We start from the raw sequence: 16,838 nt of genomic DNA on the forward strand, positions 1-16,838 counted from the left end.
CGTTTTCACCCCTATCTACTATGCTCGTCTATTAAAAGACTTTTCGAGACGTTCCAGCTTCCCGGCAATGCTTCCGTCATACAGCTTGTCGCCAATGACAACTTTCAGGCCGCCGAGCAAACTTTCGTCCACAACATTGGTCACGCGGATCTTCTGATGTGCTAACTGTCCGAATTCCGAAGCAACCTGTTCTTTTTCCTGATCGCTAAGCGGGTAGGTGGAGTACACAGTGGCGTCTGCCAATCCCAAGCTCGCACCTTGTATCTTCACATAGCTGTTCAGCAGTTCTGCGAACATCTCTGCACGCCCTCTGTCGAGAAGCAATTCGATCGTGTTCAATACAGGCTGCGATACCTTCCCTGCCAACGCCTTGCTGATTACGTTCATCTTCACGGACTGGGGAACATTCGGCGTGGCGATGAATTTCTGGATGTCGGCATCGCCTTCAATGGCATGCACGACAGCCCGCAATTCTTCTTCCACTTCCAGACCCTTCTGCTGCTGAGCCGCCACTTCGAACAGCGCCCGCGCATACCGCTTGGCTGCTACCGTATTTTGGCTCATGGTCTGCCTCCTACCTCTTTAAGGTATTGATCCACCAGTTCTTCTTGAGCTTGGTCATTCTTGACTTCACGTTCGATCAGCTTGGTCGCGATCTTCACGGAAACGCTGCCGATTTCGCTGCGAAGCTCTTCGACCGCTTTCTTCTTCTCATTCTCGATATCACGAACAGCTTCGGATTTCAGGCGAATCGCCTCTTCCTTAGCTTGTTCCATAATTTGCTCTGCTTGTTTGTTGCTAGTTTGTCTGGAACGCTCGATGATTTCGTGAGCATCTTGACGCGCTTGCTCCAGTGCCTTCTTCTGCTCTTCTACATATGCAGTCGCCTGCTGGCGGGTCTGTGCCGCTTCGTTCATCTGGCTCATGACCAGCTCACGACGCTGCTCCATGATGCCGAACAATTTGCTGAACGCAAACTTTTGAAGCAAAAGGTAAAGAATAACAAACGCGATAATAGTGATTACCATATTTTCCCAAAGAATTGTCATTGAGGTCACTCCTTTCCATCAACACGAAGTGCGGTGCCTAACAAAACGAAGGCGCGGATGGCATCGGCCCTCCCCGCCAAACCGTTGTATTGTTATTAAGAGAACATGATCAAGAACGCGATTACAGTAGCTGCCAAAGGAATAACCTCTACGATACCAACACCGATAAACATCGTTGTTTGCAATTGACCACGTGCTTCTGGTTGACGAGCGATAGACTCAACTGTTCTGCTTACGATCATACCGTTACCCAAACCTGCGCCAAGGGCGCCCAGACCTACTGCAATAGCTGCTGCCAAAAATTCCATTGTTAAATATCCTCCTTAAAATTGTTTCAAAATTGAAATTTGGTGAAACTATAGAAAATATCTCTTTCGAAAAACACCGCTGTTACGGCGGATTCGTCCGAGTTGATCAATGCTCTTCGTGAATCGTCGTTTGCGAGATGTATACCATTGTCAAAATCGTAAAGATAAACGCCTGCAATGCACCAATGAAGATACTGAAACCTTGCCATGCGGCCATGAACGGAATGCCGTAGAAGCCGGTTTTCAGAATCACCGTGATCAGTACCTCGCCGGCAAATATGTTGGCGTAAAGCCGGATTGCCAGAGCGATAGGTTTTGCCAGGTTCTCAATGATATTGAGCGGCAGGAAGATCGGGAACGGTTCGATGTAATGCTTCAGGTAATGCTTGCGATTCAGCTTCAGGCCCAGGTAGTTCATGAGCACGAATACAACGATCGCAAGACCGGCCGTAACGGAAATGTCCGCTGTTGGCGACTTCCACCACAATACGTGAGCATAGTGGCCATGTTCAAGTCCGAGTGTAGCCAGGATTGGCTGTCCAAAGACTGTGAAGTTCTCCGGCAAGTCGGTGATAATTGAGAACGGCAAGCCCAGCAAGTTGGCTACAAAGATGAACAGGATCAGAGTAAGCCCCAACGATATGTAAGCTTTCCCTTTCTTCAGATCCATCGCACTCGCTACGACGCCTTGCACAAATTCCACTACCCATTCCATGAAGTTTTGCAGTTTGGAAGGGTTTTCGACAGATAGATTACGTACCGCCAGCCGGCATAATACGAACACCACCACACAGGTGACAAGAAGCATTATGACCGCCGATAGGTCAATATTCAATCCGCCAAGTTTGATAATCGGTGAATCATGCATATAATTGTTTTCACCCCTTTCCAAGTTAGCGCTGATCAATGATTGTTTCTCAAACTGAACACAATGCTGACAGGAATGGTCAACAATTGGGGTATGAACAGACCGGCGATTGCACCGCCGAGGGATACCTGTTCGAGTTTCACGGCGAAGATCACAATCAGAAGCCCGATGCACAATCTCGTAATGAAGCCGAAGTTGTACTTTTTCGGTTCCGGATCGACAGCCAATTGCGCCAGCTGCTGCACTTTCATGGAGAGGAAGCGTACATTAAACAAGCCCGCCGCCATGCCCATGATCAACCCCATAATTATCGGGCGGAATTCCGGATAGAGAGCCCATCCGAGAAACAAGGCAGACAATAAGAGTAGCGATACTCTAAATACAGCGTTCACAATGGAAGTCAAATCATTCACGCCTGCGCCCCCAAAAACTTTTTAATGAGAAGAGCGATATTCAAAATCCCTACAAAGAGCCCCGAAAGCGTACCAATGGCAAGCCACACTCTGGGCCCGTCCAATTGATTCATGAGCCATCGCCCGGTAAAAAAACCGATGAGAATGTAAGCGGCAAGCAAACCGCCCGCCCCGCTAATGTATAGCGCTATCAACCAAGGGTTATCTTGACTTTTCGGATTTTTCATATGAACCTCTAATCCCAACTCATTTTACTGAATATAGCAAGAGTTTGTCAATGAATCGATTTGATGGATTTCCCGTGTAAAATCGGCGTTTTGAGCAGTCTGAATTGCGCAAAACGCCGCGGTAACCGTACAGTTCAACTGTATGCTGTCCCCTTGCCAATCAGAATACGGTAAACTATGCCTTTGTGAACATTCTGTGAAATTCCTCAGGACGCTCTTTCCGGATCCCAAAATGGTGCAAAATCGCATTGACAATTCGCTGGGAAGCCTGTCCATCTCCGTAAGGATTAGCGGCTTTGCTCATCTTGTCATAAAGCTCCTGGTCGGTCAGCAGAGCCTTAATGCGTTCGTACACATTCTCTTCCTGGGTGCCTACCAGCTCCAGGGTTCCGGCCTCAATGCCCTCCGGACGTTCCGTCGTGTCCCGAAGCACCAGCGTCGGCACGCCGAAGGAAGGAGCCTCCTCTTGCATGCCGCCCGAATCCGTAATGATGAAATGCGTACGGGTGTAAATATTGTTCATATCCACGACATCCAGCGGTTCAATCAGCTTGATGCGCGGGTGGTTCCCCAATATGCGGTGAGCCGGCTCTTTGACGGCAGGGCTCGGATGCACAGGGTAGACGATGGCGATATCCTCGAACTCGTCGGCAATGCGCTTCACTGCTTCAAAAATCTGACGGTGCGGCTCCCCTTGGGATTCGCGGCGGTGCGCCGTCATCAGGATCAGGCGCTTGCCCTGTGCCCAATCCAGAACCGGATGGGTATATCCTTCCCGCACCGTATACTGGAACACGTCCGTGGCGGTGTTGCCCGTCACGTAAATACGGGATTCCGGCTTGTTCTCCTTGCGGAGATTCTGGGCAGACCAGTCCGTCGGCGCAAAGTGCAGATCGGCCAGCACGCCGGTCAGCTGACGGTTCATTTCTTCAGGATAAGGATTCAGCTTGTTCCATGTGCGAAGACCCGCCTCTACATGGCCGACCTGAATCTGCTGCAGGAAGGCTGCATAGCTGGCTAGGAACGTTGTCAGCGTGTCGCCGTGCACCAGCACGATATCCGGCTTGGCCTCGCGCAGGACAGGCTCAAGCCCCTCCAGAACGCGTACGGTGATCTCGTTCAGCGTCTGACGGTCCTTCATCACGTCCAAGTCGTAGTCCGGAACAATCTTGAACACGTCAAGCACCTGATCCAGCATTTGCCGATGCTGCGCAGTTACACAAACCACCGATTCGATATGCTCCGGATGGCGCTGAAGCTCCAGAATAAGCGGCGCCATCTTGATCGCTTCGGGGCGGACCCCAAATATCGTCATCACTTTCACTTTTGACATGTTTGAAATTACCCCTCTTTGCATGCTTGTTTTTTCAATTCAAGTCGTACGAATGACCGGCTCGGCTCTTATTTCGTGCCGTACAGCCGATCTCCTGCATCACCCAGGCCCGGTACGATGTAGCCGTGGTCGTTGAGCCCTTCATCCAGAGCAGCAACGTAAATATCCACGTCCGGATGGACGTCATGCACGGCCTTTACGCCTTCCGGCGCAGCCACGAGATTCATCATCTTGATCTGGGTGCAGCCGCGCTTCTTCAGCACGTCGATCGCAGCGATGGCCGATCCGCCCGTTGCCAGCATCGGATCGATGACGATCAATTCCCGCTCCGTCACGTCGGTTGGAAGCTTCGTATAATACTCCACGGGCTGAAGCGTTTCCGGGTCGCGGAACAATCCGACATGCCCTACCTTGGCAGCGGGAAGCAGCTTGACCACGCCGTCCAGCATGCCAAGACCCGCACGCAGGATCGGCACGAGGCCGAGCATCCGGCCGGAAATGACTTTCCCTTGGGTTTCGGCTACCGGCGTTTGAACAGATATCGATTCAAGAGGAACCTCCCGCGTAATTTCATAAGCCATCAAAGTCGCGACTTCGTCTACCAATTCGCGAAAGTCTTTTGTGTTAGTCCGCATATCGCGTATAAATGTAAGTTTGTGTTGAATCAACGGGTGATCACAAATCACCAATTTTCCCATGTCTGGTCCCTCCGGTTTGAATGCAAATGTTATTTCAATATGGGCGTAAATACTTGTGAGCTCCATAAATCCTGTCTATTATATCATTCCCTCTAGTCAATTGACACCTGCACGAGTCATGTTTATTTCCGTGAGTTTTGACCTTATAACCGGATCTTCGTCAGCCCTGCACCTAGGTTTTCCATTTTCGCCTATATTGATCCTCACCGAGAAACGACCCGACCCGGGAACATGCGAGCATAGCAATCTGGCCAGAATGTGACAGCTCCTAAAAGAGGACCCCACCTTCAGGTGGGGTCCTCTTATCATAGGCCTCTTATGCTGACGAAACTGTGATTAATATTTCATTTCGGCATAAAGAGGATATTGATCCGTAAGCTCAGCCACCAAACGGCCCGCTTTTTCCAGCGTCGCCTCGTCTTTAGGCTGCTTCAAGGTCATGGCAATAATCTTCGCGATTTTTACCATCGCCTGCTCATCCATGCCGCGGGAGGTTACCGCCGGTGTACCGATACGGATACCGCTCGTGACGAACGGGCTCGTCGGATCGAACGGGATGGCGTTCTTGTTGACGGTAATCCCGATGGAATCCAGCACCTTCTCTGCGTCTTTGCCGGTGATGTCCAGATTGCGGGTATCGACCAGCATCAGATGGTTATCGGTTCCGCCGGAAACGATGTTCAGGCCTTCCTCGATCAGGGTGTCAGCCAGCACTTTCGCGTTCTTCACGACGTTCTCTGCATACGTCTTGAAGGATGGATCCAATGCTTCGCCAAGCGCAACGGCCTTGGAAGCAATGACATGCATGAGCGGTCCGCCCTGGGAGCCTGGGAATACCGCTTTGTCGATCGCCTGCGCCCATGCCTTCTTGCACAGAATCATGCCGCCGCGAGGTCCGCGAAGGGTCTTGTGCGTCGTGGTGGTTACGAAATGGGCATGCGGAACCGGATTCGGGTGAAGACCCGCGGCAACGAGACCGGCAATATGAGCCATATCGACCATGAACAATGCGCCTACGTCGTTCGCGATGGCAGCAAGCTTCTCGAAATCAATGATGCGAGGATATGCACTTGCACCCGCCACGATCAGACGAGGACGGTGTTTGAAAGCCGCTTTGCGGACTTCGTCGTAATCGATAAGGAACGTGTCTTCCTGCACGCCGTACGCAACGAAATTGTACAGAAGGCCGGACGCGTTAACCGGGCTTCCGTGAGTCAAATGGCCGCCGTGGGCCAGGTTCATGCCGAGCACGGTGTCTCCAGGCTTGAGCGCTGCCAAATACACCGCCATGTTCGCTTGGGCGCCGGAGTGCGGCTGAACGTTGGCATGCTCGGCACCGAACAATTCCTTCGCGCGGTCACGGGCGATATCCTCCACGATATCCACACGCTCACAGCCGCCGTAATAGCGCTTGCCAGGGTAGCCTTCCGCATATTTATTCGTCAGCACCGTCCCCATGGCTTCCATAACCGCTTCGCTGACGATGTTCTCGGAGGCAATCAGCTCAATGTTGCTGCGTTGACGCTTCAGTTCCAAATCCATCGCTTCCAATACAGCCGGGTCATTCTTCCGCAAATGTTCCATCATGTTCATATCCTCCCATAATCAATCGTTATTTTCTCTTGCCAAGTCAAGACTACAAGTTTACCTAATGACTAAAGCGAGCTCTCATTCGAATCAATCGCATAGCGTGGAATCATCCCGCTGCTCGAGCCGGTACACGGCGCGTTCTCCGCCGATCAGCTTCGGCCGGGTGTAAGCCGCCGTTACGCGCGCATCGCCGATATAACGCTTGCTCGGCCTGAACGGAACCGCCACTCTCCGCAAATGCATGCCGATCAGCGTCTCGCCGATATCGAGACCCGCATGAGCCTCAATGGATTCCGCAAGGCAGGGCTCCTTCATACTCCGATACGCCGCCGAGGCCATGGAGCCTCCCGCCCCCGGAATCGGTACAGCCGCCACTTCCGTCAGGTGCAGCTCTTCGAGCAGTCCCCGCTCCATGACTAGCGTCCGGTTCAAATGCTCACAGCATTGATAGGCTACAGCGAAGCCGAATTCCGCTTGAACCTCGGCAATGCCCTGAAGAAGCTGCTGCGCCGTTTCAAGAGCGCCGCCTGTGCCGATCCGGCGTCCGACCACTTCACTGGTGCTGGCTCCGATGACCAGCACCTTGCCCGGTCCTAAGGCTGCCGCTTCGGCCAGTTCGCGGACGATCCGCGCCGTCTGTTCGCTCAAGGAAACCTTGGAGATATCCGTCATGTCACAGTCCTCCCGATGATTTTTTCACAGAAGATGCTTCATTCCATACGCAATAACCGCAGCAGCTTTACGCGTTGACCTATCGCGATTCGCTCTTCAGGTAACGCTCCTCGATGGCCTTGATCTTATTCACGCGGCCGACATGACGTTCGCCCTGGCTGAAATCCGTTGTCAGCCATGCGCTGACGATCTCGGCAGCAAGCCCGGGGCCGACGACGCGCTCGCCCAGCGCAATCACGTTGCTGTCATTATGCTCACGCGTGGCTTTGGCCGAAAATACATCATGCGTCAGCGCGCAGCGGATGCCCGGCACCTTGTTGGCGGCAATGCTCATGCCGATTCCCGTTCCGCAGATCAGAATGCCCCGATCCGCTTCACCCGAGACCACCTTCTCGCACACCGGAAGCGCGTAATCGGGATAATCCACGGAATCGGTACAGCCGCAGCCAAGATCCTCCACCTCGTGTCCAAGACCCCGAATGACCTCCACGATCTCCTCTTTCAGACGAATGCCGGCATGATCGGTACCCAATGCAATTTTCATCTATGAAAAACCCCCTCGAATGTTCGCTTTTGCGTTTTAGCTTGTTTCATTATAACCCAAACTCCAAGCAAAAGACGAAAAAAGAGCAGTCGGCGCACGTATTGTGCTCCAAATGCTCTTTGCCCAGGCGACCGGCCGTATATTCCGATGCTCCATCGTGGTTTCATCCACTTCGTCGCCAGTTACATCGGATTCATGTTTTTCACCTTCATCTTAAAGCAATACCCTGCGAAAGGCAAGCGGCTTTTTTAGCCAGATTGAGCCCGGATCCGGATTCACTCTTCGCTTCCGTGGAAGCCGATCCTATTTATGCTGATCCGCTTCCAGCTTGTCCAGCAGGCGGAAGAGCGCCGTCCGAATCTCCGCCGCCGTCGCCTCGTATTCCTCCCGCGAGCCGCCGAAGGGATCGGAGATATCGAAGCTCGGAATGCGCTGGCGCAGCTCGATCAGACGCTCCCGGTCGCGGTCGCTGACATCGCGGCCCAGCGATCTGGCCAGCTCAAGCGTTGCGTACAGGCTGTCCTGCTCCCGCAGATCATCCAGCACCCGCCGGTCATCCTCCACAAATTCCTTCAGCGTGTGCATCTTGTCGGCGGCATGCGGGAACTGCCGAATCGCATACTGCTTATGCGACTGGGTCAGCGTCAGAATCAGGTCTGCCCATTCCACCAGATTCGCGGTCAGCGGCTTAGATACCAAACGATCTTGAATATCCTGGTCCCGCAGTATCGATTCCGCATGACGGGATACCGGCATGCCGTCCACGGCCGAGACGCCGGCGGATTGCGTTTCCAGCGGAATGCCCCGCTGATTGGCGAGCTTGCGCAGCATCCCTTCCGCCATTGGGCTGCGGCACGTATTCCCCGTGCAGACAAACAATATATTTTTCACGGTCCCGTACCTCCCCGTTGTAGGTTGTTTTGGGATTATTGTAACAAATATTGCATCAAAAGATAAACATCACGCCAAAGATGATCAAAATCAGTCCGCCCAGCATTTCGCCGTACTCTCCCAGCTTGTTGCTCACCTGACGGCCGAGCAGCAGGCCGAGAATGGACAGCAAACCGCCCACGACGCCGAAGGAGATCACGATCAGCAGCACATCATCCACGAACATCCCGAGCGAGACGCCTACCGAGAAGGAGTCGATGCTGACGCTGAGCGAAAACAGCAGCATGCCCAAGAACGCGGTAGGATGAATTCGCTGACCTTCCCCGCCCCGCCAGGCATTGTACAGCATATGCCCGCCCAGCAGGAGGAGCAGCCCGCCGGCCGCAAACCCTGTGACGTGCCCCAGCAGCATGCCTACATAGCGGCCGGCAAACAAGCCCGCCAGCGGCATAAGCATGTGAAACAAGGCGATCATGAAGCTGATGCCCAGCATATGGCCTAAACGCATGCCGCCTCTCATTCCGACTCCGATGCCAAGCGAAAATGCGTCTAGCCCGAGTGCAACCGCCATCAGCAGAATCGCCGCAAGCTGTCCCGATTGGACAGACGCCTCCAACATCCCCATTCCCCCAAGTCCCATGGTCTTGTACACCATATGCGGACAAGGGGGAAATCATGCTAAAACCGTTCAATCGGCATTTTCATTGACGTGGATGATGTGATGTCCCGCGGCCTTCAGCAGCCGGTTCATGACGGCTGCGCCAAGCCCCTGCTCCGGGCACGCTTCGGCCAGGATGAAGGTCGCGCCTTCTTCATCGAAGCGGCGCAGGCCGGCGTACAGCCGGCGGGCCGCTTCCTCCGGCGCGGCCAGGCTGCCGAGCGAGACGGCAACGTCCGCGCGGTAGTGACCGATGTGCTCGTCGAACGACAGCACGCCGGTCACCTCCCCGCGCCGGGCCGCCGCCCCGAGCTCGGCCGCGATGCGTGCCGACACCGCGTCGGCACGCGGGCCCTGCACCACGCACATCGCACCCTTCGGTGCGTAGTGCGTGTACTTCATGCCCGGCGAGCGCGGCGCCGGGCTCTCCGCCTCCCCGGCGGCGCGCTGCAGCGCCGGGTCCTGGCGCACGCTTGCCGCCACCGCGGCAAGCTGCTCGGCCGTGACGCCGCCCGGGCGGAGCACCGTGACGGCACCGTCTTCGCCGACCTGCACCACCGTCGACTCGACGCCCACCCCGGCCGGGCCGCCGTCGAGCACGCCGTCGATCGCCCCCGCCAGATCCTCCAGCACATGGCTTGCCAGCGTCGGGCTTGGCCGGCCGGAGCGATTCGCGCTCGGTGCGGCGAGCGGACAACCGGCGGCGCTGATCAGAGCCAGCGCAACGCGGTGATCCGGCATCCGCACGGCAACCGTATCGAGCCCGGCCGTCACGCGAGGCGATACGGCGCCCGGTTTCACGGGCAGCACCAGCGACAGCGGTCCGGGCCAGAACGACGCCATCAGCGCCCGCTCCGTCTCGTTCACCTGTTGGACCAAGCCGTCAAGCTGAGCCAGCTCCGAGATATGCACGATTAATGGATTGTCCGATGGCCGACCCTTGGCGGCGAAGATGCGCTCGACCGCCTCCGTATTGCCGGCGTCAGCACCAAGTCCGTACACCGTTTCCGTCGGAAAAGCCACCGTACCGCCCTGTGCAAGCACCTGTCCTGCTTCGTGCAGCGCCTGCTTCGCTTCCTTCTCGGACCCGAGATTCTCCTTGGAGAGGGAGCTTAAGACGTGCCACACTTTGGTTGGTTTCGATGCAGCATTCCGGGAGCCTTGTTCCCGCTGCAGGTTGCGTTCCTTGCCATTCCCGTTCTGTTCCATACCTATCCCAAGCTTTCTGTATATGAAATATATAAACACCCAAACTCGTTTTGCCTATGATCCAAAAGAAAAAGCGCTTCTCGTTCTTCAGTCCCGTGCCGGTTCCCATTCAAACCAGTCGCGCCAAAGAGAAAGCACTCTTCTAGAGGTTGTTCAAAAAGTCCGCTTTTGATAAGAAAACCAATCGAGGCAAATTCAAGGCTGAGCGACCGCGATTCGAAGTAGGTTTTCTTGCGATATAGAATTTCATCAACTCCGTTGATAACTTATAAATCCTATATCTAACACGAAGCGAATCAGGAAGCAGCTCGGCATCGAATCTTGAATTCTGCCGGGCCTAAGCAGATGCTTTCGAAGTTATGTTTCCTCCGGAAACATCTTAGGTGCTCACGTACCCAAAACGTACGCTCCGCTCCTCACTCCCTAGCTTCATCCAACTGAAGCGTTTTGAAAAAACGCACATCGGAAGCATAAGCTTCGGTGCTGAAAATCCGACTTTTTGAACTCGCACTTCTACATCAAAGTTTATCATACCCGCTCAGGATTGAAAATCAACTCGCTTATAATCCTAGAACAAGCTTACCACCCAGTTCCAAATGCCAAGGAACATATCCCACAAGAAGAAGCGGACCTCCGGTTCACTGTCGCCTGCATTCTTCGACGTTTCCTCTTGGGAAGCCTCGCCGCCCGCATCGGCGGACACCGTTTGGATCCCCGTCTCTACAGGCTGGGCTGCCGCATCCCCGCTGCCGCCGTCAATGAAACAAAGCGGCGGGAACAGGACGCACCACCAGTTTTGTCCTTGGCCTTCGCCTAACGTAATCCGCAGCGCATCGTAATCGCCCGCCGGATACACCGTGCCCCCGTACAATTTGGTCGGGAACGGCACGACGCCAAGCTCTACATGGTAATTGTAGGTGATTCCTCTTTTTCTCAGCTCTTCACCCACCAGCTGGCGGATTTCGGGAAGATGCTGCCGGGTTAATGCCTTGGCGTCTTCCAGGCTTTGCGGGTTCTCCAGCTGCAGGACCCAGAGCTGCATTTGCTCAACGACCGCGTCACGAATCTCTCTTTTGACGAGCTGATCGGACGGATTATCTGAATTCGCGAGAATGCGAAGCCGTATCGATTCTTGAGGGATCGGACCGCCGACAACGGAAGCATCGATCTGCTGTCCCTCCCAAGCCATGATGACCATAAACATGCAGGATAAGAGCACAACCATTTTTTTTACGATAATACGGAGGGTTTCACTATAATTTGTCATCTCGGACAACCGCCTCTCTATGAACGAAACTCTATGATGCTATCAGTATGTCCGCCTGAAAAAGATATAAACGTGGAATCTAGCAAATCGAAAAAAATTCATAGATTGGCGCATCACGACTTTGACAAAAAAAGATGCCGTCCCCATGGGAACGGCATCTTCTCATACCAATGACGATTCGGTTTTGGTTATATTCATAATAACTGCACCCAGACCGCGGCGAAGTTCCACCCGACCATCATCTAAGCCTGCTGCTTAGCGGCCGCCGGGCGATAAGCATGCGGATCCGGCATATCTTCCTCCACTTCCTGACCATGCAGCTTGACGCTCATGGCGACCCCGAGACTCGCCATGCTAATCACAAGGGACGTTCCCCCGTAACTGATGAAGGGCAGCGTAATCCCCGTCAGCGGCATCAAACCGATAAACATCCCGATATTCTCGAAGATCTGATATAAAAACATGGCCACGATTCCTATGATTAGAAACGGTCCCGCACGCTCCCGGGATTCCAGGGAGATCAGGATCAGCCGATGGATCAGGATGAAATACAACAACAGCAGGACGGAGGAACCAATAAATCCGAACTCCTCGGCAATCTGCACAAAGATGGAGTCGGAGTACGCATAAGGCACCCGGCCCGACTGTATCGACGATCCCTGCATATAGCCCTCGCCGCTCATGCCGCCGGAGGCGATGGCAAGCTTCGCATTCGTCGTATGATAGCTGGCCTTGGCGGTCGCTTTCTCGGGATACAGCCACGGATCAATCCGTTCCACCCAGTGCGGCTTCAGTATTTTCGATTCCAGCAGTTCATCATGATAATGAATGTAAGCCTGGGCGCCGCCGAAGGCCACTCCTGCCACCAGCACAAGCCCGATCAGCGCATGGGAGAACTTGACGTTCCCGATCCAGAGCAGCCCCAGCAAAATGATGACATAGCTAAGCGCGTTCCCCAGGTCATTCTGAGCCATGACGAGCACGAAAGGCACGAACGCCAACAGTCCGATCGGAACGACGTCCTTCCAGAAGGACAGCAGCGGTTTGTTTTTTCGCACCAATACAAAAGAAAGAAATATGATCAGGATCAGCTTGAACAATTCAGCAGGCTGTATACTTAAACTGCCAATGTAAATCCAGCCTTGGGCGCCGTTAATATCCTTACCGATAAACATCACGAGGACCAGCACGGCTAAACCGCCTAAGTATATATATTTGGCATATTTAATCAATAACCGGTAATCCAGCAGGCTAATTCCGAAAAAAGCCATGAAACCGACAATGTAAAAAGCAATCATGCGAATATGAGAGCCTTCGAACTTGGTGTCGACGGTCGTGCTGTATATGGACGTAATGCTGATACCCATCATCAAAACCAGTACGAAAACAATAACGTAATCCATCTTCTTGAATTTCTGAAGCATGCTTTGATCCCCCTGTGCCCGGAGACACGAACCCCCGGTTTGCCTATACAGGCATATAACGATTATTCGAAAAGAAAGTTTGCCTTGGCCTTATCGTCGTTGATATTCATCATTCCATAAACCCAAATCTGAAGGTGGCATTACGGTCAAGATTTCAGGGATCCAGCGATGCAAGCCCCTAATGAATTATTCTAAAAGATTTTCACCGCTAACACAATTCGCGATCCTCTTTCCTGAATACCGGAGAAAAAAACAAAAGAGATGCTGCTTTCGATAGCATCTCTTTTGATTCTAAACTCTAATCACCCGCATTAAGCCTGTTTGGTTGGCGCGGGACGGTATGTTTGCGGATTCGGCATATCCTCCTCCACTTCCTGTCCGTGCAGCTTCACGCTCATGGCAACCCCGAGGCACGCCATATTAATGATGAGCGACGTTCCGCCGTAACTGATGAAGGGCAAGGTGATTCCCGTCAAAGGCATCAAGCCGATAAACATGCCGATGTTCTCAAAGATTTGGTACAGCAGCATGGCCAAGATGCCAATGATCAGAAACGGACCCGCTTTTTCCCGGCTTTCCAGCGAAATCAGGATCATCCTGTGAATGAGTATGAAATATAACAGCAGCAGCACGGAAGAGCCGATAAAGCCGTATTCCTCCGCAATTTGCACAAAAATCGAATCCGAATACGTATAAGGTACGCGCGAAGATTGCACGGAGCTGCCTTCCAAGTACCCCTCTCCGCTCATGCCGCCTGAAGCAATAGCCAGCTTCGCATTATTCGTATGATAACTTGCCTTCGCGGTAGCTTTCTCGGGCACCAGCCATGGATCGATCCGTTCCATCCAATGACCGCGGCTCTCCATGAGTTTCGATTCTTTAATTTCATCATGAAAGTGGATATAGGCCTGTGCTCCGCCAAAGGCAATGCCTGCTACCAGCAGCAGCCCGATCAGCGCGTGCGAAAACTTCACGTTGCCGATCCATAATAGCCCGAGCAGTATGACAATATAACTGAGTCCGTTCCCCAAGTCATTCTGAACCATGACGATGGCAAACGGAATGAACGTCAGAAAACCAATCGGTACGATATCCCGCCAGAAAGACAGCCTCGATTTGTCCTTGCGAATAAGGACATAGGCAATAAATATGATCAATACCAGCTTAAATAATTCGGCAGGCTGAATATCCACGATGCCGAGATTGATCCAGCCCGTGGCATTATTTTTGGTTTGACCGATGAAGGAAGGCAGCAACAGCGTGATTAACCCTCCGATATAGATGTGCAGCGCATATTTATTCCATATTCGATAATCAATCAAACTAAGCCCGAAGAAAGCCGCGAAACCGAGGATATAAAATACCGCCATTTTGATGTGGTGTCCCTCGAACCCAGCGGTATCGAACGTGGCGCTATATATCGACGTGATGCTGACGACCATTAGCATCAGCAGCACAAACACAATGACAAAATCAATCTTCTTCAACTTCTGAAGCATGCTTTCGGTCCCCCTGTGCCCGGAGCCCGTAAACCCCGATGTGCCCATTCAGGCAGAATAACCATCTGGACAAACAAACCCATGTTCATTCTGCAGCCCGTTCTCTATATTTTAAAAGAAATCGGCCCCGAATACAATTAACGGAAAATTCCCAGAACATGCCGGTCAATCCCCGCCAAATCGGGTACCGTGACGATTTCCTCCCAGTGTCCTGCCTTCCGCAGCAGCTCTGCCACATCCCCGGCCTGGCCCATGCCCAGCTCAAAAGCGATCAGGCGCGGCGGCGCCGATAGCAAGGGCAGCTGCGCCATCATGATCCGGTACGGATTCAATCCGTCCGGCCCGCCATCCAGAGCCGTGCGCGGTTCATAGTCCCGGACTTCCGGCTGCAGCTCCTCGATATCCTCCGCCGGAATGTACGGCGGATTGGAGACAAGGATGTCCGGCCCCATGCCGGCGAACGGCTCCAGCAGGTTCCCCTGCCGGAACTCAACCCGGGCGCCCAGCTTCTTCGCGTTCCGCGCGGCAACCTCCAGCGCATCGGGCGAAATATCGCTCGCCAACACATCCCATCCCTTTGACTGCAAAGCCAACGTGATGGCGATGGCCCCGCTGCCGGTGCCGATGTCGACGACCTTCAGCCCTCCATCCGGTCGCGGAGTGAGCTCCCGTCCATACTTCAGCACCGCTTCCACGAGCAGCTCCGTTTCCGGACGCGGAATGAGAACCGCCGACGTGACTTCAAACGGCCGGCCGTAAAATTCCTGTTCGCCGATAATATACTGCGCAGGGACGCCCTGCGCCTTGCGATTGATGACGTCCTCCAAGGCGTGGCGCCGGTTCGCCGGAAACGGCTCCGCAAGCGCCATATAATATGAGGTTCCCGACAATCCCAGCACATGCTCCAGCAGCAGCTGCGCATTCCGCTGCGGCTCCATCACCCGCATGCGGTCTAAAAAAGAAGAAGCCTCCACAAAGGCTTCCCTGATGCTGCGCTTCGGCGTCAATTCAAATATCGTCCGCTTCAAAGCGTTATACTCCTTTTTCCATCGCTTCAGCCTGCTCCGCAAGGGTCAGCGCCGAAACGATCTCTTCAATCTCCCCGTTCATCACTTGATCCAGCTTGTGAACGGTAAGTCCGATCCGATGATCGGTCACGCGGCTTTGCGGGAAGTTGTACGTCCGGATCCGCTCGCTGCGGTCACCGGTGCCGACTTTGCTCTTGCGCTCTCCGGCGTACTTCGCTTCTTCCTCTTGACGCATCATATCGAAGATACGGGCGCGAAGCACCTGCAGCGCCTTCTCCTTGTTGGAGTTCTGCGATTTGCCGTCTTGGCATGTAGCCACGATGCCGGTCGGAATATGCGTTACGCGCACCGCCGACTTGGTGGTGTTAACGGACTGACCGCCTGCGCCACTGGAGCAGAAGGTGTCCACACGAATATCCTTGTCATGGATTTCGATGTCCACTTCTTCCGCCTCCGGCATAACCGCCACGGTGGAGGTGGAGGTATGGATGCGGCCTCCGGACTCCGTGGTCGGAATACGCTGCACACGGTGAGCGCCGCTCTCGAATTTCATTTTGCTGTAAGCGCCGCGGCCGTTGATCATGAAGATCACTTCCTTGAACCCGCCCAGATCGTTGGTGTTGACGTCCATCAGTTCAACTTTCCAGCCCTGGGTATCGGCATAACGGGTATACATCCGGTACAGGTCGGAAGCGAACAGTGCCGCCTCGTCGCCCCCGGCTGCGCCGCGAATCTCGATAATGACGTTTTTATCGTCGTTCGGGTCCTTCGGCAGCAGCAGAATCCGAATTCTCTCCGCCAGCTCTTGCTCGCGCTGGGTGAGCTCCTCGATCTCCATTTTCACCATTTCGCGCATCTCGTCGTCCATCTTTTCGCCCTGCATGGTTTTGGCAGCTTCGAGTTCTTCAATGACGTTTTTATATTCAACATAAGCCTCATAAGCAGGCTGTAAATCGGATTGTTCTTTGGAATAATCCCTGAGCTTCTTGGAGTCATTAGCGACATCGGGATCGCACAACAGCTCGCTCAACTTCTCATAACGGTCCGCAAGGGATTGTAATCGGTCCAACAAAGGAATTCACCTCTCTAAGATATATTCCTGAAGATATGCCATTTCGCACTCCATTTCGTATGACTTATGAAGTGTAAACGACTTTTTA

At 53.6% G+C, this 16,838-nt stretch carries 19 protein-coding genes and 1 riboswitch; all 19 genes read right to left on the reverse strand.

What is annotated here, in order from left to right:
* Positions 1-18: 18 nt before the first annotated feature.
* The gene (locus MHH82_RS30300) at positions 19-564 is read right to left on the reverse strand and encodes a F0F1 ATP synthase subunit delta (RefSeq protein ID WP_009590556.1); all 546 of its coding nucleotides are present in this window, start codon (positions 562-564) and stop codon (positions 19-21) included.
* Entirely contained in the window at positions 561-1,049 is a 489-nt protein-coding gene (gene atpF / locus MHH82_RS30305) for a F0F1 ATP synthase subunit B (RefSeq protein ID WP_009590554.1), read from the reverse strand. Before atpF ends, MHH82_RS30300 begins: the two co-directional genes overlap by 4 nt.
* A gap of 95 nt (positions 1,050-1,144) precedes the next feature.
* Positions 1,145-1,357 carry a F0F1 ATP synthase subunit C gene (atpE, locus tag MHH82_RS30310; protein WP_007128780.1) on the reverse strand — a complete coding sequence of 71 codons (213 nt, stop codon included), beginning with the start codon at positions 1,355-1,357 and terminating at the stop codon, positions 1,145-1,147.
* Positions 1,358-1,463: 106 nt separating this feature from the next.
* Positions 1,464-2,225 carry a F0F1 ATP synthase subunit A gene (atpB, locus tag MHH82_RS30315; RefSeq protein ID WP_251501320.1) on the reverse strand — a complete coding sequence of 254 codons (762 nt, stop codon included), beginning with the start codon at positions 2,223-2,225 and terminating at the stop codon, positions 1,464-1,466.
* Positions 2,226-2,260: 35 nt separating this feature from the next.
* Entirely contained in the window at positions 2,261-2,638 is a 378-nt protein-coding gene (locus MHH82_RS30320; protein WP_015737749.1) for an ATP synthase subunit I, read from the reverse strand.
* Positions 2,635-2,865 carry an AtpZ/AtpI family protein gene (locus MHH82_RS30325; RefSeq protein WP_009590543.1) on the reverse strand — a complete coding sequence of 77 codons (231 nt, stop codon included), beginning with the start codon at positions 2,863-2,865 and terminating at the stop codon, positions 2,635-2,637. The genes MHH82_RS30320 and MHH82_RS30325 overlap by 4 nt, the downstream gene beginning before the upstream one ends.
* A gap of 175 nt (positions 2,866-3,040) precedes the next feature.
* Entirely contained in the window at positions 3,041-4,198 is a 1,158-nt protein-coding gene (gene wecB, locus MHH82_RS30330) for a non-hydrolyzing UDP-N-acetylglucosamine 2-epimerase (protein WP_009590538.1), read from the reverse strand.
* A 68-nt stretch (positions 4,199-4,266) separates the two neighbouring features.
* Complete coding sequence (gene upp, locus MHH82_RS30335; RefSeq protein ID WP_009590550.1) at positions 4,267-4,896, reverse strand: uracil phosphoribosyltransferase; 630 nt, start codon at positions 4,894-4,896, stop codon at positions 4,267-4,269.
* A 336-nt stretch (positions 4,897-5,232) separates the two neighbouring features.
* Positions 5,233-6,483, reverse strand: coding sequence for a serine hydroxymethyltransferase (gene glyA / locus MHH82_RS30340; RefSeq protein ID WP_009590552.1), 1,251 nt, complete (start codon positions 6,481-6,483; stop codon positions 5,233-5,235).
* Between the two features lie 90 nt (positions 6,484-6,573).
* Positions 6,574-7,158, reverse strand: a complete 585-nt coding sequence (locus tag MHH82_RS30345) for a TIGR01440 family protein (protein ID WP_340969245.1) — start codon at positions 7,156-7,158, stop codon at positions 6,574-6,576.
* A 79-nt stretch (positions 7,159-7,237) separates the two neighbouring features.
* A complete protein-coding gene (gene rpiB, locus MHH82_RS30350; RefSeq protein WP_340969247.1) occupies positions 7,238-7,702 on the reverse strand; it encodes a ribose 5-phosphate isomerase B in 465 nt (154 codons plus the stop codon).
* Between the two features lie 114 nt (positions 7,703-7,816).
* A riboswitch (ZMP/ZTP riboswitch) is annotated at positions 7,817-7,898 on the reverse strand.
* Positions 7,899-8,005: 107 nt separating this feature from the next.
* Positions 8,006-8,593: a low molecular weight protein arginine phosphatase gene (locus tag MHH82_RS30355; protein WP_251501314.1), complete on the reverse strand. Its 588-nt coding sequence runs from the start codon at positions 8,591-8,593 to the stop codon at positions 8,006-8,008.
* A gap of 55 nt (positions 8,594-8,648) precedes the next feature.
* The gene (locus MHH82_RS30360; RefSeq protein ID WP_015737752.1) at positions 8,649-9,212 is read right to left on the reverse strand and encodes a manganese efflux pump MntP; all 564 of its coding nucleotides are present in this window, start codon (positions 9,210-9,212) and stop codon (positions 8,649-8,651) included.
* Between the two features lie 69 nt (positions 9,213-9,281).
* Positions 9,282-10,460 carry an L-threonylcarbamoyladenylate synthase gene (locus tag MHH82_RS30365; RefSeq protein WP_251501312.1) on the reverse strand — a complete coding sequence of 393 codons (1,179 nt, stop codon included), beginning with the start codon at positions 10,458-10,460 and terminating at the stop codon, positions 9,282-9,284.
* Between the two features lie 568 nt (positions 10,461-11,028).
* Positions 11,029-11,727 carry a stage II sporulation protein R gene (gene spoIIR / locus MHH82_RS30370; protein ID WP_251501310.1) on the reverse strand — a complete coding sequence of 233 codons (699 nt, stop codon included), beginning with the start codon at positions 11,725-11,727 and terminating at the stop codon, positions 11,029-11,031.
* Positions 11,728-11,969: 242 nt separating this feature from the next.
* Positions 11,970-13,151: an FtsW/RodA/SpoVE family cell cycle protein gene (locus tag MHH82_RS30375; protein ID WP_009594539.1), complete on the reverse strand. Its 1,182-nt coding sequence runs from the start codon at positions 13,149-13,151 to the stop codon at positions 11,970-11,972.
* A gap of 311 nt (positions 13,152-13,462) precedes the next feature.
* Entirely contained in the window at positions 13,463-14,650 is a 1,188-nt protein-coding gene (locus MHH82_RS30380) for an FtsW/RodA/SpoVE family cell cycle protein (protein WP_340969251.1), read from the reverse strand.
* A gap of 137 nt (positions 14,651-14,787) precedes the next feature.
* A complete protein-coding gene (gene prmC / locus MHH82_RS30385; protein WP_251501306.1) occupies positions 14,788-15,678 on the reverse strand; it encodes a peptide chain release factor N(5)-glutamine methyltransferase in 891 nt (296 codons plus the stop codon).
* A 4-nt stretch (positions 15,679-15,682) separates the two neighbouring features.
* Complete coding sequence (gene prfA / locus MHH82_RS30390) at positions 15,683-16,750, reverse strand: peptide chain release factor 1 (RefSeq protein ID WP_015737758.1); 1,068 nt, start codon at positions 16,748-16,750, stop codon at positions 15,683-15,685.
* Positions 16,751-16,838 lie beyond the last annotated feature (88 nt).

The sequence above is a fragment of the Bacillus sp. FSL K6-6540 genome (assembly GCF_038007545.1).

Excerpts from the sequence above, each read along its gene's own strand:
- MHH82_RS30360 (WP_015737752.1), bottom strand. The coding sequence starts at position 9,212 with ATGTTGGAGGCGTCTGTCCAATCGGGACAGCTTGCGGCGATTCTGCTG.
- spoIIR (WP_251501310.1), bottom strand. The coding sequence starts at position 11,727 with ATGACAAATTATAGTGAAACCCTCCGTATTATCGTAAAAAAAATGGTT.
- atpE (WP_007128780.1), bottom strand. The coding sequence starts at position 1,357 with ATGGAATTTTTGGCAGCAGCTATTGCAGTAGGTCTGGGCGCCCTTGGC.
- MHH82_RS30325 (WP_009590543.1), bottom strand. The coding sequence starts at position 2,865 with ATGAAAAATCCGAAAAGTCAAGATAACCCTTGGTTGATAGCGCTATAC.
- upp (WP_009590550.1), bottom strand. The coding sequence starts at position 4,896 with ATGGGAAAATTGGTGATTTGTGATCACCCGTTGATTCAACACAAACTT.
- MHH82_RS30300 (WP_009590556.1), bottom strand. The coding sequence starts at position 564 with ATGAGCCAAAATACGGTAGCAGCCAAGCGGTATGCGCGGGCGCTGTTC.
- atpF (WP_009590554.1), bottom strand. The coding sequence starts at position 1,049 with ATGACAATTCTTTGGGAAAATATGGTAATCACTATTATCGCGTTTGTT.
- MHH82_RS30365 (WP_251501312.1), bottom strand. The coding sequence starts at position 10,460 with ATGGAACAGAACGGGAATGGCAAGGAACGCAACCTGCAGCGGGAACAA.
- wecB (WP_009590538.1), bottom strand. The coding sequence starts at position 4,198 with ATGTCAAAAGTGAAAGTGATGACGATATTTGGGGTCCGCCCCGAAGCG.
- MHH82_RS30380 (WP_340969251.1), bottom strand. The coding sequence starts at position 14,650 with ATGCTTCAGAAGTTGAAGAAGATTGATTTTGTCATTGTGTTTGTGCTG.
- MHH82_RS30375 (WP_009594539.1), bottom strand. The coding sequence starts at position 13,151 with ATGCTTCAGAAATTCAAGAAGATGGATTACGTTATTGTTTTCGTACTG.
- glyA (WP_009590552.1), bottom strand. The coding sequence starts at position 6,483 with ATGATGGAACATTTGCGGAAGAATGACCCGGCTGTATTGGAAGCGATG.
- atpB (WP_251501320.1), bottom strand. The coding sequence starts at position 2,225 with ATGCATGATTCACCGATTATCAAACTTGGCGGATTGAATATTGACCTA.
- rpiB (WP_340969247.1), bottom strand. The coding sequence starts at position 7,702 with ATGAAAATTGCATTGGGTACCGATCATGCCGGCATTCGTCTGAAAGAG.
- MHH82_RS30345 (WP_340969245.1), bottom strand. The coding sequence starts at position 7,158 with ATGACGGATATCTCCAAGGTTTCCTTGAGCGAACAGACGGCGCGGATC.